This window comes from Neobacillus niacini NBRC 15566 (genome assembly GCF_001591505.1).
Lineage (GTDB): Bacteria > Bacillota > Bacilli > Bacillales > Cytobacillaceae > Neobacillus > Neobacillus niacini.
This window is the reverse complement of record NZ_BCVA01000075.1, coordinates 1-16,220: the sequence shown is the minus strand read 5'-3', so window position 1 is coordinate 16,220 and position 16,220 is coordinate 1. Positions and strand designations below refer to the sequence as shown.

At 39.4% G+C, this 16,220-nt stretch carries 14 protein-coding genes; 9 read left to right on the top strand and 5 right to left on the bottom strand.

What is annotated here, in order from left to right; translation table 11 throughout:
• Positions 1 to 62: 62 nt before the first annotated feature.
• The 4 genes from BANA01_RS27670 to BANA01_RS27655 all read right to left on the bottom strand — a co-directional run bounded on the left by BANA01_RS27670 (position 63) and on the right by BANA01_RS27655 (position 4,107).
• On the bottom strand, positions 63 to 818 hold the full coding sequence (locus tag BANA01_RS27670) for an SDR family oxidoreductase (protein WP_063255525.1): 756 nt from the start codon (positions 816 to 818) through the stop codon (positions 63 to 65).
• 113 nt (positions 819 to 931) lie between these two features.
• Positions 932 to 2,224 carry an ABC transporter substrate-binding protein gene (locus tag BANA01_RS27665; protein ID WP_063255524.1) on the bottom strand — a complete coding sequence of 431 codons (1,293 nt, stop codon included), beginning with the start codon at positions 2,222 to 2,224 and terminating at the stop codon, positions 932 to 934.
• Positions 2,225 to 2,311: 87 nt separating this feature from the next.
• The gene (locus BANA01_RS27660) at positions 2,312 to 3,139 is read right to left on the bottom strand and encodes a carbohydrate ABC transporter permease (protein ID WP_063255523.1); all 828 of its coding nucleotides are present in this window, start codon (positions 3,137 to 3,139) and stop codon (positions 2,312 to 2,314) included.
• Positions 3,139 to 4,107 carry a carbohydrate ABC transporter permease gene (locus tag BANA01_RS27655; RefSeq protein WP_063255522.1) on the bottom strand — a complete coding sequence of 323 codons (969 nt, stop codon included), beginning with the start codon at positions 4,105 to 4,107 and terminating at the stop codon, positions 3,139 to 3,141. Before BANA01_RS27655 ends, BANA01_RS27660 begins: the two co-directional genes overlap by 1 nt.
• A 144-nt stretch (positions 4,108 to 4,251) precedes the next feature.
• On the opposite strand from BANA01_RS27655, the gene BANA01_RS27650 reads away from it, so the two are divergent.
• From BANA01_RS27650 to BANA01_RS27640, 3 genes are all read left to right on the top strand, one after another.
• Positions 4,252 to 6,111 (top strand): sensor histidine kinase, encoded by a 1,860-nt coding sequence (locus tag BANA01_RS27650; RefSeq protein ID WP_235847258.1) that lies wholly within the window; start codon positions 4,252 to 4,254, stop codon positions 6,109 to 6,111.
• Positions 6,108 to 7,697: a response regulator transcription factor gene (locus tag BANA01_RS27645; protein WP_063255520.1), complete on the top strand. Its 1,590-nt coding sequence runs from the start codon at positions 6,108 to 6,110 to the stop codon at positions 7,695 to 7,697. The genes BANA01_RS27650 and BANA01_RS27645 overlap by 4 nt, the downstream gene beginning before the upstream one ends.
• Before the next feature lie 204 nt (positions 7,698 to 7,901).
• Positions 7,902 to 8,729, top strand: coding sequence for a glycerophosphodiester phosphodiesterase (locus tag BANA01_RS27640; protein ID WP_063255519.1), 828 nt, complete (start codon positions 7,902 to 7,904; stop codon positions 8,727 to 8,729).
• A 45-nt stretch (positions 8,730 to 8,774) separates the two neighbouring features.
• On the opposite strand, the gene BANA01_RS27635 is transcribed toward BANA01_RS27640, so the two are convergent.
• Positions 8,775 to 9,551 carry an AraC family transcriptional regulator gene (locus BANA01_RS27635; RefSeq protein ID WP_063255518.1) on the bottom strand — a complete coding sequence of 259 codons (777 nt, stop codon included), beginning with the start codon at positions 9,549 to 9,551 and terminating at the stop codon, positions 8,775 to 8,777.
• Positions 9,552 to 9,678: 127 nt separating this feature from the next.
• Here BANA01_RS27635 and BANA01_RS27630 point away from each other — a divergent pair, with 127 nt between their 5' ends.
• The 6 genes from BANA01_RS27630 (at position 9,679) to BANA01_RS27605 (ending at position 15,981) form a co-directional block, all read left to right on the top strand.
• Complete coding sequence (locus tag BANA01_RS27630; protein WP_063255517.1) at positions 9,679 to 10,431, top strand: sugar phosphate isomerase/epimerase family protein; 753 nt, start codon at positions 9,679 to 9,681, stop codon at positions 10,429 to 10,431.
• A 115-nt stretch (positions 10,432 to 10,546) separates the two neighbouring features.
• On the top strand, positions 10,547 to 11,269 hold the full coding sequence (locus BANA01_RS27625; protein WP_063255516.1) for a ThuA domain-containing protein: 723 nt from the start codon (positions 10,547 to 10,549) through the stop codon (positions 11,267 to 11,269).
• Positions 11,270 to 11,272: 3 nt separating this feature from the next.
• Positions 11,273 to 12,307, top strand: coding sequence for a Gfo/Idh/MocA family protein (locus BANA01_RS27620; protein WP_063255515.1), 1,035 nt, complete (start codon positions 11,273 to 11,275; stop codon positions 12,305 to 12,307).
• On the top strand, positions 12,304 to 13,323 hold the full coding sequence (locus BANA01_RS27615; RefSeq protein ID WP_063255514.1) for a Gfo/Idh/MocA family protein: 1,020 nt from the start codon (positions 12,304 to 12,306) through the stop codon (positions 13,321 to 13,323). The genes BANA01_RS27620 and BANA01_RS27615 overlap by 4 nt, the downstream gene beginning before the upstream one ends.
• On the top strand, positions 13,320 to 14,288 hold the full coding sequence (locus BANA01_RS27610) for a sugar phosphate isomerase/epimerase family protein (protein WP_063255513.1): 969 nt from the start codon (positions 13,320 to 13,322) through the stop codon (positions 14,286 to 14,288). The genes BANA01_RS27615 and BANA01_RS27610 overlap by 4 nt, the downstream gene beginning before the upstream one ends.
• Before the next feature lie 22 nt (positions 14,289 to 14,310).
• Positions 14,311 to 15,981 carry a glycoside hydrolase family 13 protein gene (locus BANA01_RS27605; protein WP_063255512.1) on the top strand — a complete coding sequence of 557 codons (1,671 nt, stop codon included), beginning with the start codon at positions 14,311 to 14,313 and terminating at the stop codon, positions 15,979 to 15,981.
• Positions 15,982 to 16,220: the final 239 nt, after the last annotated feature.

Below are 16,220 nucleotides of genomic sequence, written 5' to 3'. Positions count from 1 at the left end.
AAAGAATTCATTTTGGCAGGTAAGATAAAACTAGTATTTTAAATCCATCCTTTAATCCAGACTCATCCCCTAAGAAATCCACCTTCAGAATTCAATACCTGCCCAGTAATCCACTCAGCTTCCTCGCTGGCAAGAAATGCAACGAGGCGAGCAGCATCTTCAGGCATTCCAATACGACCAAATGGAAACTTCGGTAATATTTCTTTCTTTATAACCTCATTCATCCATCCAGTATCCGTAGGACCAGGATTTACAGCATTCACTGTAATACCAAGAGGAGCAAGTTCCACAGATAAGGAAAGTGTAAAAGCTGAAATAGCCCCCTTCGTTGCGGCATATGCTAATTCACCAGGCATGGGACCAAGGGCTTGGCCGGATGTAAGGTTAATGATCCTGCCTGCAGGAATTGGGGTTTGTCTAAACCGCCGTGCAAACTCAACAGATAATAGGAAAGTAGCTCTCATATTAACAGCATAATGGTCATCTAGGGTCTTTGCGTCTAAATTCATATATCCATCTCTAAATGAATGAGCAGCATTATTAACTAGAATAGCAGGCAGCCCCATTTCAGCAGTGACAGCCTCCAGTATATTAACTGGTGTCCCCGGATCAGCCAAATCAATTTCTAAACTACCACAACGAACACCATATTCTCTAATACGGCCCTCAAACTCTTTAACCCAATTGCTGTCTGAACCCCAATGAGAAAAGAATATATCAGCCCCATTTGAAGCTAATTTATGGCAGATAGCTGCTCCAATTCCTTTTTCATGACTTACACCAGTGATTAATGCTACATTTCCATTTAAGTTATAAATAAAAATACCCCCTTAAAGTTTGCTAAATTTAGTAGCGGATAGCTAAACGTAGTTACGGACAGTTAGAATAAAAAAGCACATCAGACTCAAATGATGTGCTTTTCTTTATACTTTTATTTTTTCAACTTAGCCCATGTTGCATCAAGTGCTTTCATGGCTTCTTCTTTAGACTTTTGACCGCCTACATATGCTTGAAGAGTTGCACCAAATTCCTGGCCTGCTCCATCAGGATACTTCATGAACTGCCATTGATATGCTTTTCCTTCTTTAGAATATTTAAGAAGGTCTGCCCCTAGAGCACCGATATCTTCAGGATTAGCGTCAATCGTTTTAAAGGCTGGGATGTACTTAAATTCTTTCGTTAGTGCTGTTTTACCTTCTTCAGATGTAACCATCCAATTTAAGAAATCTTTTGCTGCTTCTTTGTCAGCTTCTGGTGCTTTGTTGTAAACAACCCAGTTACTAGGAACATCAATCATTAATTTATCAGATTGAGCTGGATCATCGCTAAGTGCTAACGGAATGAAACCAACTTCTAAGTTTGGATCTAATTTATCAAGCATTGGCTGAATCCAGTTACCTTGCTGAATCATGGCTGCTTCACCTGTAGCAAATAATGTAACTTGAGTGTTATAGTCAGTTGTTAATGGATTTTTGTTACCATATTTCATGGTTAAATCTAATAGCTTAAAGAAGTTATCAAATTCTTTATTGCCTTCGATTTTAGCTGTACCTTCATTTAAACCTTTAATAAAAGCATCTGGATCCGCCTGGTATGCAAATGGTACATTCATACCGTGGTTTGCTAATACCCACCACTCAGCATAACCGATTGAGAATGGCGTAATGCCTGCGTCTTTAAGCTTTTTCGCTGCTGCCTCTAACTCAGAGTATGTCTTTGGGAGTTCTGTAATCCCAGCTTTTTCAAATAACTTCTTATTATAAGCAAAACCGTACCCTTCCATATTAAATGGCATGCCGTAAACTTTACCATCAAGGGTCATACCGTCTAAAGTACCTTCAAAGGCATCCTTAATCCAAGGCTGGTCAGATAAATCTTCAAATTTATCCTTCCACACTAGAGCTTCCTGGTCACCGCCATTTGTAAAAATATCCGGTGCTTGGTTAGATGCAAATTTTGCTTTAAGAGCTGCAGCACCATCTGCACCGCCGCCTACTGTTTCTATGTTAAAAGTCACGTTTGGATTTTGTTTTGTATATTCATCTGTTAACGCTTTCAATTGGTCGGCGATTTCAACTTTCCCTTGGAAGATATCAACAACTACTTTATCGTCCTTGCCACCGCTGCTTTTTTTATCTCCAGATGTACTGTCACTAGAACATGCGCCTAATAGAAGTGAAGCGGATAGTACACCTGCAACGATTGAATACTTTTTGAATGCCATTTGGTTTTCCCCCTAGAATGATAAGTATATATTTTTAAATCTCTGCTGTCTTGTACAAAAGGCAGCAGAGTGTGTTCCCCTGAAAAATTACTTGATTGATCCGCTGGTAATACCTTGGATAATGTGTTTTTGCATGGTGAAGAAGAAGATTAATAATGGAATAATTCCAATAACTAATGCTGCAAGTGCTAGATCCCATTGTTTTGTATATTGCCCAAAGAAGAAGAAAGTTGCCAATGGAATCGTTCTTAACTCTGGATCCTGAAGCACTAATGATGGTAATAAGAAGTCATTCCATATCCATAAGCTGTTTAAGATAACGATGGTGACCGTAATGGGTTTTAATAGTGGAAAAACAATTCTCCAGAATACGCCAAACCGTGTACAGCCATCGATAATCGCTGCTTCTTCAAGCTCTAAAGGAATTCCTTTGATAAAACCGTGATATAAGAAGATGGTCATTCCGGACCCAAACCCAAGGTACATGAAGACAAGTCCCCACATGCTGTTTAAAAGTCCCAGGGTTCCAGCCGTTTTAATAAGCGGTATCATAATTGATTGGAACGGAATAATCATCGCTGCGACAAATGTCATGAAAATGATATTGCTGATTTTCTTTTTGGTTCGAACGAGCATGTATGCAGCCATCGAACAAAAGATTACGAGAACGATATTACTGCCAATGGTAACGATTAGTGAGTTTTTAAATACAGTTAGAAAATTTAATTTTTCGAATGCGTTAACATAGTTATCAAACATCAACACTTTTGGCAGGGCTGATGTGTTGGTTAGAATTTCTGCAAATGGTTTCAAGGAGTTTGAAAGCACATAATAAAATGGGACTAAAAAGACTAGACCGAGCAGGATGGCAAGGATTTCAACAATTGATGTTCTCCATGTATACCTGTTTCCCATTAGGATTCAACCTCCCTTTTCTTTGAAATCGTAACTTGAAGGACGGTAATCGCTGCTACGACAATGAAGAAAATTAAAGCCTTTGCTTCACCGATACCATATCGGTTATTAACGAATGCTTCTGTATAAATGTTAAGCGCCAGCATTTCTGTTGATTTAAATGGACCGCCGTTTGTCAATGACAGGTTTGCATCAAAGACTTTAAAGGATGAGGCGGTGGTTAAAAATAAACAAATCGTAACGGCTGGTGCAACAAGCGGCATTGTAATATGACGAAGGACTTGAAATCGATTCGCTCCATCAATTTTTGCTGCTTCAATTAATTCCTGCGGTACGTTCTGCAGGGCAGCAATATAGATAATCATAATGTAACCTGCACCCTGCCAAACACTGACAATGACGATTCCCCAAAACGCTGTCTTTGCATCTCCTAACCATGCAAGTTCAAATAGAGGAATTCCGGTTAGCTGACCGATCGAAACAAATCCTTTTACAAAAATAAACTGCCAGATAAATCCTAGAATTAATCCGCCTATTAAGTTCGGCATGAAGAAAACGGTACGTAAGAAATTTTTAGTTTTCAATTTCTGAGCTACCAGTAAGGCTAATCCAAATCCGATTAGGTTTGTTAAGATGATGGCTACAACTGTGTATTTTGTTGTAAGAATGAAGGACTGTTGAAATTGCTTGTCCTCTGTAAATAAGTATTTAAAATTATCGAGTCCCACCCATTTGACGGATCCTGTTACCCCGTTCCAATCGGTAAATGCATAATAAATACCTGTAAAGAAGGGGATTAAAACAATTAGGATAAAAGCTAATAGGACTGGTCCTACAAATAGGGTAAATAACCCAGCTTCCTTCCATTTCTTCTTATTCAGAAAAGAAACAGACGGAGAAACTTTCGTGCTTTTTTGATTTGTGAGGACTGAACCCTTAACTGTATCCAGCTTACTTTCATTATTCATTCCCTGCACCTCCATAACCTTATTTTAATGGTTGCAAAAAATTCTGAAACGGCTTACATTGACCAATAGGGTGGAAAATATTGAACAGGTCAAAAAGTTGTCCTATTAAAGGACATTCAAAGTTGTGCTACAATGTTCTAAAAAATGACGCAAGGGGGTAAGGTTCGTAACCGCAATGAAATGAGATGGGGTATTCGAAAAAAGCTAATTATCTTTTTACTGTTGGCAACGGTTCTGCCATTTGGGACAGCCATCACTGTTACTTATTTTTATACAACGAAATCACTTAATGACCGTGCTGTCTCAACAAACCATGAGTTGATTTCAAAAGGGCAGGAAGAACTGGCGGGTTACTTGAACGATGTTGCCCAAATGTCTTCGGTCTTATATCGGTACACCCCTTTTATTAACGTGATGAGAAATGGGGTGTCATCCGACTTTGTTGTTAATCAAGAAGAAGTCCGCAGGGCACTTGCTTATTTATTTAATACACGACCTGAAATTGAACAAATGCATCTATATATTCATGAAGAACAGGAATCCTACACCATCTACCATTCTAGAATCAGCGGCAGAGCAAAGTATGAGAATGTATTTTCACACCCCTACTATAGACGGTTAACCACCATTGAAGGTTATTCTCTTATTGAGCCGCCGCATGAGATTTATAGCTATAACAATGTTTCCGTTATTCCTAATTCTCAAAGGGTGAATGTATTAAGCTTCCATAATGTAATTCGGGATGTTCCTTTAGCGGATGTTTTAGGATTTTTATCGATCGATATCAATCTTTCTAAAATTAGTGCCATTGCCGGTCGATTATATACGAAAGACGTGGAAGACCTTTATATAATGGATGATAAGGGAATGATTATTTTTTCTTCCAATGAAGATGAAATTGGAAAACAAAATAATGAAAAATGGTTTAAGCAAGTGAGGAATGAGCCAGAAGGCGGGAAAAGTCTTGAGTGGAAGGATGAACTGTTTTCGGGCGTTATCATTCATGATGAATTTAGCGGATCGTTTAAGGATTGGTCTATTGTGAAACGAATCCCTTATGATGTCCTTTATCAAGGAGCAAGAGAAACGGCACTAATCAACATTTTAATTGGATTGGCAACACTTATATTTGCGCTGCTGGGGACCATGTTTGTTTCTTTTAAGCTGACGGCGCCTATAAAAGTGTTAATTAGCAATATGAAAAAGGTCGAGAAAGGCGAATTTAAGGCTGATTTCGATACACTCGGAACCGATGAAATTGGCATGTTGGGAAGGCATTTTAAACTCATGATTGCTAAAATAGATGAGTTGATTGAGAGTGAGTATAAATTGGAGATAGAAAATAAAGCTTCACAGCTCCGAGTATTGCAATCACAAATTAATCCGCATTTCCTTTACAACGCCTTTCAGTCTATTGGTACATTGGCACTAAAGCTAAATGCAGTTCCGGTGTATTCATTACTAACATCGTTATCTACGATCATGAGATACAGTATGAATATGAAGGACGACATTGTTCCGTTTGCAGCAGAGCTGAACCATGTGAAATCCTACCTATCCTTACAGAAGCAGCGATTTGACGAGCAGTTTGAATTTGAATTAAATATCCAAGAAGAAGTCAAGGAGATTCATATTCCGAAAATGATTTTACAGCCGTTGGTAGAGAACTGTTTTAAGCATGGCTTTGACCAGCACGTAGAAGAAGCGCGGATACAAATTGAGGCGTTCTTTGAGAATGACAATAGAGTCAAAATCAGTGTGAAGGATAATGGATTGGGTCCAAATCAAGAACAGCTAGAAAAAATCCGCCAGGAACTGTACGCTGGTATCCTGAAAGAAGACAATAAGCAAAGAGAAGCAATCGGGTTAAAAAATATTTATGATCGCTTGAAGATTTATTATCATAATCAGGCGAACCTTTTAGTGGACCGCAATGAAGAAGGTGGATTTACCGTTACCATCGTAATGCCAAATGTAATACCGAAAGAGGTGGAACATTCGTGAAGGCGTTAATTGTTGATGATGAAAAACATGTTCGAGACGGAATTAAGATACTAGCTGATTGGGAGAAAAATGGAATCCGAGAAATATTTGAGGCAGGAAACGGTGAAGAAGCGATCCAGCTTATCCAAACCATCCGGCCTGAGGTCATTTTTTCAGATATGAAAATGCCAAAAATGGATGGAACGCAGCTTTTGGAGTGGATTAAAGAAAATCATCCAAACAGTAAAACGATTGTGGTGACAGGTTACGATGATTATCATTACATGAGAAAAGCGATTCATTTCGGCAGTTCGGATTATCTATTAAAGCCAATTGAACCGGAAAATTTAAATCAAACATTGGAAAAAGCGGTGAATGAATGGAAAAGAGAAGAAGTTGACAGGCAGAAAAAAGAAACTAGCTCACTGCTGATTAATGAAATGACACCTGTTTACCGAGATCGCAAACTCACTCAGCTAGTAAACAGTGACAGCATTCAAAAAGATTTATATGAAGAATTCGGCTGGTTAAAACAGTCCCGGGATTATATCGCTGCTCTAGTCCGAGTTAACGGCAAAACAATCGAGGTATTTCAAGGAGATCGAGATTTAGCCTACTTTACCATTTTGAATGTAATTAATGAAATCATGAAGGAAACCGGGTGTGGGATTGGTTTTCGATACGTATCCCAAAAGGGTCAAATACTATTGGTTTTTTGGGACAAGTTGGAACTAGTAGAAGAGATACTAGTACGTATATATAAAACGCTAAAAAATACGTTAGATATTTCTTGTCCCATTGCTGCTGGGACAGCTGTAAATAATAGTACTAAGTTAATGGATTCTTATCAGCGTGCCAAAAAGATTTTATGGAATAGAAATATCCTGACAGAAAGTGAAAGTAGAGTTTACATGTCTGATAAAGAGGAAACTCCATCCTTGAAGAGTTTGATTGCATATTCTTCCGACATAGAACTGGCGGTCCAAACTGGAGAAATCGGAGCTTTTGAAGAATTAATGGAGCAAATTGAAAAGGATATTACAGAAAACGGATATTTATCGGTAAGACAAGTGATAAATTTAGAAAATGAGTATATGGTCATCAGCCATAAGTGGTTTAAGCATTACCATCTTCCATTTAAGGCACCAGAAGATATTGAATCTCGGATTGATTTATTTTTCGATTCAAACGGTACGTTTAGACTAAAAGAGTATAAAGAGAGAAAAAAACGTGAAATTGCCGTTTTTTTGAAAAAGGTAAAGAAAAGCACACTGCAAAAAAATAATAATATCATTATGGATATTGAAAAGTACCTTCAGGAAAATTTTGACCGGGATGTTAAGCTGCAAGAGATTTCAGACCATTTCTATATCAGCAGAGAATATATCTCAAGGAAATTTAAACAGGAATTTAATGAGAACATCTCAGACTATATCGTGAGAATTAGAATGGAAAAGGCAAAATCTTTATTGAAGAATAGTCAGTTAAAGATCTATGAGATTGCGAATATGATTGGTTATCAAGATGATAAGTATTTTCGGAAAGTATTTAAGAAGGTGGAGGGAATTACACCGAATGAATATCGAGCCGAATATGTGAAACAGTGATAAGCAGAGAAATAGGCCTCCTCTGCTTATTTTTTTTGCAATAGGAAAAAGAACGAACTTTTTGTAAATTAATGTATGAATAATTCACTAGGTTTATTTACATGACTTTAACGAAGTCTATAACGTAACTACATATGGGCTAAACAATTCCTCCGTAAAATTTTATTTGTAGGAACACACAAATAAAAGGGAGATGGAGTAAAAATGAAAAAAACATTTGTAATTGGAGCAGGTCTGGCTTTTAGTTTATTATTTAGTCCTTTTCAACAGGTATTTGCAGCAGAAACAACTGGGGAGTTACGAAAAGTGGACAATGTTGCTCACCGTGGTGCAACAGGTTATGCACCGGAAAATACGATTGCCGCTTTTGATAAAGGCGTCGAAATGAAAGCTGATTATATTGAAATTGATGTCCAGCGAAGCAAGGACGGGGAATTGGTTATCATTCATGATAATACGGTTGACAGAACAACAGATGGTACGGGAGCTGTGAAGGACTTAACCCTTGAACAGATTAGAAGTCTTGATGCAGGAAGCTGGAAGGGCGAACAATTTACAGGTGAGAGAATTCCTACATTCGATGAAATTCTTGATCGTTACCATGGAAGAGTTGGTATTTTAATAGAATTAAAATCACCTGAGCTTTATCCTGGCATTGAAGAACAAGTAGCCCGAAAATTAATTGAGAGAAATCTAGATAAGCCGCAAAATGAAAAAATCATCATTCAATCTTTTAACTTTGAATCTATGAAGTTAACGAACAGCCTCTTACCGAAAGTGCCGATTGGTGTTCTTACATCCAATAGAGCGCACACAACCGAACAAGCTTTGAAAGAATTTGCAACGTATGCTGATTACTTTAACCCAAGCTACGGTATCGTATCAAAAGAATTGGTTGATCAAGTGCACTCGCTTGGAATGAAAATCCAATCTTGGACAGTTCGGAGCCAAGAAGCGGCTGATTTCCTTTTAGATATGAATGTGGACGGTATTATTACCGATTATCCTGATTATGTAGATCCGAGAAAATAGGACAAACTATCACCAAAAGAGGGAGAGCTTCCAACCCTCTTTTTTCTAGTATTCCTGACGTCTGTAAACCCCTGGAGCAACGCCAAAGCTTTTATGAAATACTCTATGAAAATAAGGATAGCTGCCGAAGCCGCAGTCTTCGGCAATTTGCTCAAGTGTCAAGGATGTGTATTTCATTCGGTCAATTGCAGCGGATAAACGGATTTCAAGTGCATATTCAATCATCGTTTTTCCAACGCTGCTTTTGAAAAGATGTACGGACCGAGAGATGCTAAGACCAGCATGCTTAGCCACATCCTCAACTTTAAAGGCGGTAGTAGCATGTTCTTCTATGTATCGCAACATCCTTGTCACCGTATAGGGAACGTTGAAGGAAGGTACGGTTTCATTAATGGCTCGTTCTAAAGTTAAGCAGAGGGCTCGCAGCAAATAGCTTGTGAGCTCTTCGTTTTGGCTTGTGGCGGGACGACGTTTTTCAATCATGATATGGCGCCATAGAACCAGCAGATTATCATCCAAATTGATTCTGGAGACATCCGGCTTTTCGGAACGGTTCCACCATTCATCTACCCATGTGCCTTCGCAGACTAAATGATAGTCACCGCTTTTTTGGTCCTCATTTACTAGAAGTTCATAGTGATCCCCTGGTTTTATGAGCAGAAGGTCTCCTTTTTCAATCTCCATTTTTTTACCCTTCACGACCACTTCACAAACTCCTTCAGTTTGCAGCCGAAAAAGATAAGAGGGGTAGCCTGATTTATGCTGTGAATGATATCCATTTGTGTGATACGAATAGCCGCAAAATAATATGTTCGTTGTCATAAACATTCCTCTTCTTTTATAAAATAGCAAAATAGTGGATGTTTTGATTATATCATCTATATTTAATTGCTGTAACACTCTGTAAGATGTAATCAAATAAGGAAGGTTTTTAGAAAAGGGGTTAAGGATGAAAAACATTCCAATAGCTGTCCAAATGTACACATTGCGGGAAGAAAGTGCCCAAGATTTTACTGGAACGTTAAAAAAAGTAGCTAAGCTTGGCTTTGATGGTGTTGAATTTGCAGGGTATGGCGGATTAACTGCAAAAGAAGTAAGAGCATTATTGGATGGGTTTGGCCTGAGAGCAGCATCTAGTCACGTGCCGCTAGAGGAAATGGAAAATAATTTGTATCAAGTCATTGAAGATCAGAAGATATTAGGAAGTAGTTATGTGGTCTGCCCGTATTTACATCCAAATCGCCGCAGTTTACAGGACTATAAAGCACTTACTTTATTTTTAGAACAAGCTGGTGAAACCTGCCGTCGGGAAGGCATCACCCTTTGCTATCATAACCATGATTTTGAATTGCAACGGTTATCCAATGGCAAAACGATACTCGAAGCCATTTTCGAAAAAACGCACTCTATTAATGTAAAGACAGAGCTAGATGTTTATTGGCTGACAAAAGCGGGTGAAAATCCTGTAGAGTGGATGGAACGATACAAAAAACGAACACCCCTTATTCATTTAAAGGACATGACTACTAATGGGGAACAATATTTTGCGGAGCTTGGAACAGGCGGGGTAGATATTGAATCCGTGCTACATAAAGGAAAGGAAAATGGAGTACAGTGGTGGGTGGTTGAGCAGGATGTTTGTCGTCGTTCACCTTTTGAAAGCATTGAAATCAGCATGAATTATTTAAAGTCAGTGAAATAAATTAAGTTACCCGAGTTCAATATTTTACACCCTATGTGTCAATGTAAGCCGTTTCATTAATTGGCTAATCATTTAGAATAATAGATAAAGTAAATGGAAATGGGAGTTGGTAATTATGGTTAAAGTAACAGTATGGAATGAAAACCGTCACGAGCAAAAAAATCCAGTTGTAAGAGATATATACCCGAACGGGATTCACGGTACGATTGCAGAATTTTTAAAGGGAAATGGCCATGAGATTAAGACGGCAACTCTTGACGAACCTGAACATGGCTTAACGGATGAAGTTCTTAACAATACTGATGTATTAGTTTGGTGGGGGCATTTAGCCCATGGTGAAGTAAAGGATGAAATCGTTCAAAAGGTGCAGCAGCGTGTCCTCGACGGCATGGGTCTGATTGTTCTTCATTCCGGTCACTTCTCAAAAATCTTTAAAACATTAATGGGAACAAGCTGTGATTTAAAATGGCGGGAAGCAGACGAAAAAGAACGTCTTTGGGTTGTAAGTCCAAGCCATCCTATTGTAGAAGGCATCTCAGAGTATATTGAATTAGAAAAAGAAGAAATGTATGGAGAGCATTTTGATATCCCGCAGCCAGATGAACTTATTTTCACAAGCTGGTTTGAAGGAGGGGAAGTGTTCCGCAGCGGATGTACTTACAAACGTGGGAATGGAAAGGTATTTTACTTCCGTCCGGGTCATGAAACGTATCCCACTTACCACAACAAAGACATTCAACGTGTCATTAGCAATGCAGTTAAATGGGCGCAGCCGGTAAAGCGTGAACGTCCTGTCTATGGAAATGCTAAACCACTTGAAGTAATTGGAGGGAAGTAAATCATGGGGAAATTAAGAGTAGCAGTAATCGGCTGTGGCAGCATTGCCCAGCACCGCCATTTGCCTGAATATAAATCGAATAAGAATGTAGAACTTATTGCTGTTTGTGATATCAATGAGGAACGAGCACATACAGTAGCTGAAAAATATGGTGTTCATGCATATACAAGCTATGAAGAGTTGTTAAACAGTGGTTCGGTTGACGCTGTCAGTGTTTGCACACCAAACTATCTTCATGCACCCATCTCGATTGCAGCGTTAAATGCTGGTATACATGTTCTTTGTGAAAAACCAATGGCTACATCAAAGGATGAAGCTGAAGCAATGATTTCAGCTTCACAAGCAAGCGGCAAGAAGTTAATGATAGGTCATAATCAACGGTTTGTAGCTTCCCACCAAAAAGCCCGCAAGTTGATCCAAAGTGGGGAAATCGGAAAGATTTATAGCTTCCGTACAGCATTTGGCCATGGAGGTCCAGAAGGTTGGAGTGTTGAAGGTAAAGAGGGCTGGTTCTTTCAAAAAGAAAAAGCATTTGTTGGGGCAATGGGGGATTTAGGAGTTCATAAGGCTGACTTACTTCGCTATGTATTAGGAGAAGAAATTACAGAAGTAGGTTCTTTTGTAGAAACAAGTGCAAAAGAATTCGCTGATGTTGATGATAATGCGGTCTGTGTTCTAAAAACAGAAAGTGGCATCATTGGAACACTTGCGGCAAGCTGGGCATATGTCAGCAAGGAAGATAACTCAACGATTATTTATGGAGAAAAAGCGATTCTTCGTCTTGAAGATGACCCAACTAATTCATTAGTCGTTCAATACGCGAATGGTGAAGTAGTGAATTATCAACTTGGAAAGATCCAGTCAAATGATGAGGGCGGTCAAAATAATACCCATGTGATTGAGAAGTTTGTTGAATGTATTCTTCATGACGAGGAACCACCGGTACCAGGTGAAGAAGGTATGAAATCGTTAGAGGTTATCTTGGCAGCGCTCGAGTCGAATGAAACAAAACAAATCGTAAGAGTGAGAGATCGATGAAAAAACTACGTATTGGAATCATCGGGGTTGGCGGTATTGCACAAGGTCGCCATATCCCTGCTTTTCTACAGTTGAATGATAGTTGTGAAATTACGGCTTTAAGTGATATCAACATCCAACGGGCACAGGAAATTGCTGATATATATAACATCCCTCAAGTGTTTGCGAGTTATCATGAGCTATTTTCAGAGGTTGATGCCGTTTGTATTTGTACACCTAATAAATTCCATGCAGAAATCACGATTGCTGCCTTTGAGGCGGGGGTCCATGTATTGTGTGAGAAGCCGATGGCATTAACTGCGGAGGAATGCGAAGCGATGGTCACAGCTTCTAAAAAAGCAGATAAAGTCCTGGCCATTGCCTATCATTACCGTTTTATGAAGGAAGCCCAAGCTGCCAAAAAGGCAATGCAAGAAGTAGGTACACCGCTTGTGGTAAGGGTTCAGGCGCTAAGACGCCGTAAAGTTCCCGGATGGGGTGTCTTTACCAACAAAATTCTTCAGGGCGGCGGCAGTTTGATTGATTATGGATGTCATCTCCTAGACTTAGCGCTTTGGCTGATGGGGAATCCGAAACATACCACGGTGACAGGCACCGCTTATAACACATTAAGTAAAATGCCTAACCAAGTGAATCAATGGGGTTCGTTTGATCATGAAACCTTTAATGTTGATGACCATGTGACTGCCTATATTCAATTTGAAAGCGGTGCGTCGATGTTATTTGAAACATCGTGGGCTGCTAATATAAAGGATGACGCCGAGCATCTCAGTATTTCCGGAGTAGACGGCGGATTAAGTGTTTTTCCATTTGAGCTTTATACCACAAAGAATGGAATGTTGTTAAATAGCGAAGCTGCTTGGCTTCCAGGCGAGGAAGAACCAGGTCTCTCTCAGGCGAAGAATTTTATTCGTACGTGTCTAGGAATGGAAGAGTTGGTAGTAAAGCCTGAAGAGGCGCTTCAGGTTTCACAGATTATTGATCGAATATATGTGAGTGGGGGAAATCAGTTATGAAACTAGGCGTTTTTACCGTCCTATTTGCGGAAAAATCTTTTGAAGCAATGCTCGATACCGTTAAGGAAGCTGGCCTTCATGCAGTTGAAATCGGAACAGGCTGTTATCCGGGAAACAGTCATTGTGATTTAGACGGTTTATTAGAGAGTGAAGAAGCCCGCAATCAATTCATTCAAATGGTTGAGGAACGAAATCTAATTATCAGTGCTTTTAGCTGCCATGGAAATCCAATTTCGCCTGAAGAATCATTTGCCAAGAATTCTCATGAAACACTCTTGAAAACCATTAAACTTGCATCACTTTTAGGTGTACGGGTTGTTAACTGTTTTTCTGGTACTGCAGGCGACCATGAAGGTGCCAAATATCCGAATTGGCCGGTTACGCCATGGCCGAATGAATATGGCGATGTCCTGAAATGGCAATGGGAAGAAAAATTAATCCCATACTGGAAAGAAGTGGGACAGTATGCAAAGGAGCACAATGTAAAAATTGGACTCGAGCTACATGGCGGCTTTTTAGTCCACACACCCTACACACTGTTAAAACTTCGTGAGCAAACTTGTGATGCAATTGGGGCAAACTTGGACCCAAGTCATTTATGGTGGCAGGGAATTGACCCAGTGGCAGCAATTAAAATTCTAGCAAAAGAAAATGCGATTCACCACTTTCATGCGAAAGACACATACATTGACCAAGAAAATGTGAATATGTATGGATTAACGGATATGCAGCCTTACGGAGAAGTAAGAACGCGGGCATGGACATTCCGATCTGTTGGGTGCGGGCATAGTTTAAAAGATTGGTCTGACATGATGAGTGCACTTCGTACGTATGGATACGATTATGTTGTCAGTATTGAACATGAGGACCCAATTATGTCGATAGAAGAAGGGTTCAGACGTGCAGTATCCAATCTGAAATCTATCTTGATTGAAGAGCCTGTTTCACAGATGTGGTGGGTGTAATACAAGGAATTGAGGTGCTAGAATGAATACAAAGTGGTGGAAAGAAAGTGTCGCATATCAGGTATATCCCCGGAGTTTCATGGATAGCAATGGAGATGGGATTGGGGATTTAAAGGGAGTTACCTCCAAATTGGACTACCTAAAGGATTTAGGAATCGACGTCATTTGGCTGTCTCCAATGTACAAATCTCCTAATGATGATAATGGCTACGATATTTCCGATTATCAGGACATTATGTATGAATTCGGGACAATGGCTGATTTTGATGAACTGCTTGAAGAAGTTCATAGACGTGGAATGAAGTTGATTCTTGATTTGGTTATTAATCACACCAGTGATGAGCATCCTTGGTTTATTGAGTCCCGCTCGTCAAAGAACAATCCAAAACGGGATTGGTACATTTGGAGTGAGGGCAAGGATGGGAAGGAACCAAATAATTGGGAATCCATTTTCAGTGGTCCTGCATGGAAATATGATGAAGCTACTGATGAATATTTCATGCATATTTTTTCTGAGAGACAGCCTGATTTAAATTGGGAAAACCCCGATGTTCGGATTGCCTTATACGATATGGTGAACTGGTGGCTGGACAAGGGAATCGATGGTTTTCGGGTGGATGCGATTTCACATATCAGAAAAGAACCAGGTTTTCCTGATATGCCAAATCCGGAAAATTTAGATTTTGTGCCTTGTTTTCCTTACATGATGAATGTGGACGGCATTGATGAATGGTTAACGGAGTTTTCTCAGAAAACGATAAAAAACTATGACATTATGACGGTAGGAGAAGCAAATGGTGTAGGTCTTGATGACGCCGATAAATGGGTCGGCGAAGAAAACGGTTATTTTAACATGATTTTTCAATTTGAGTTTTTAGGCCTTTGGGATAAAAATGCAGAAGGAAAAGTCGACATTACTGCCTTGAAAAAGAATTTAACCAAATGGCAAAAAGGATTAGAAGGCAAGGGCTGGAATGCGTTATTTATCGAAAATCATGATCAGCCTCGCCGGGTTTCAAGCTGGGGAAATGACAAGAAATATTGGAAAGAAAGTGCAAAAATGCTTGGCGCGATGTATTTCCTTATGAAGGGGACTCCGTTTATCTATCAAGGTCAAGAGATAGGAATGACCAACGTCCAATTTCCTTCAATCGAAGATTACGATGATGTTGGTATGGTTAATTTCTATAAGGTAGAAATAGCAAAGGGCCGTCCTCATCAAGAGATTATGGAAATAATCTGGAAACAGTGCCGTGATAACGCACGAACTCCTATGCAATGGGATATCGGAAACATGGGCGGGTTTACAACTGCGGACCAAACATGGCTGGGTGTGAATCCAAATTACCGTGAGATTAATGTTGAAGCACAGTTGAATGACCCGGATTCTATACTTTCCTTCTATAAAAAGCTGGTCAAATTACGCAAAGAAAATCCTTTGTTTGTGTATGGAACGTATGATTTGTTATTAGCGAACCATTCTAAATTGTTTGTCTATACCCGTAAATTAGGAGGGAAAAGGGCGATCGTTATCAATAATTTTAGTGATGAATCAACGAGGTTCCACGTTCCAACTAGTGTATCTTATTCGAAGTCAGAACTTGTCCTTCATAATTATGAATCGGCTGATAAAAAGCTGCGAAAAGAGTTCACTCTTAAACCATATGAAACAAGAGTCTATTTATTGAAATAAAAATGAGGGGCTTTGGCCCCTCGAATTATTGAGATAAAGGATTTTTCTATTTTTACATACGATATTTCTTTTATTATTGTACTTACATTGCAGACAACTACCCGTTTCTCCAGAGGGAATAGTCCTTAATGAAGGGGCTTGAGGACAAAACACTCGCTCCGCCAGAAGGATATGTCCTCAATGGAGGGTCTTGGGGACAAATTGATTGTTCCGCCAGAAGGATATGTCCTCAATAGAGG

Bases quoted from the DNA above. Each gene is read 5' to 3' on its own strand.
- BANA01_RS27665 (WP_063255524.1), bottom strand. From the start codon at position 2,224: ATGGCATTCAAAAAGTATTCAATCGTTGCAGGTGTACTATCCGCTTCA.
- BANA01_RS27660 (WP_063255523.1), bottom strand. From the start codon at position 3,139: ATGGGAAACAGGTATACATGGAGAACATCAATTGTTGAAATCCTTGCC.
- BANA01_RS27655 (WP_063255522.1), bottom strand. From the start codon at position 4,107: ATGAATAATGAAAGTAAGCTGGATACAGTTAAGGGTTCAGTCCTCACA.
- BANA01_RS27650 (WP_235847258.1), top strand. From the start codon at position 4,252: ATGACGCAAGGGGGTAAGGTTCGTAACCGCAATGAAATGAGATGGGGT.
- BANA01_RS27640 (WP_063255519.1), top strand. From the start codon at position 7,902: ATGAAAAAAACATTTGTAATTGGAGCAGGTCTGGCTTTTAGTTTATTA.
- BANA01_RS27635 (WP_063255518.1), bottom strand. From the start codon at position 9,551: ATGACAACGAACATATTATTTTGCGGCTATTCGTATCACACAAATGGA.
- BANA01_RS27630 (WP_063255517.1), top strand. From the start codon at position 9,679: ATGAAAAACATTCCAATAGCTGTCCAAATGTACACATTGCGGGAAGAA.
- BANA01_RS27625 (WP_063255516.1), top strand. From the start codon at position 10,547: ATGGTTAAAGTAACAGTATGGAATGAAAACCGTCACGAGCAAAAAAAT.
- BANA01_RS27620 (WP_063255515.1), top strand. From the start codon at position 11,273: ATGGGGAAATTAAGAGTAGCAGTAATCGGCTGTGGCAGCATTGCCCAG.
- BANA01_RS27615 (WP_063255514.1), top strand. From the start codon at position 12,304: ATGAAAAAACTACGTATTGGAATCATCGGGGTTGGCGGTATTGCACAA.
- BANA01_RS27610 (WP_063255513.1), top strand. From the start codon at position 13,320: ATGAAACTAGGCGTTTTTACCGTCCTATTTGCGGAAAAATCTTTTGAA.
- BANA01_RS27605 (WP_063255512.1), top strand. From the start codon at position 14,311: ATGAATACAAAGTGGTGGAAAGAAAGTGTCGCATATCAGGTATATCCC.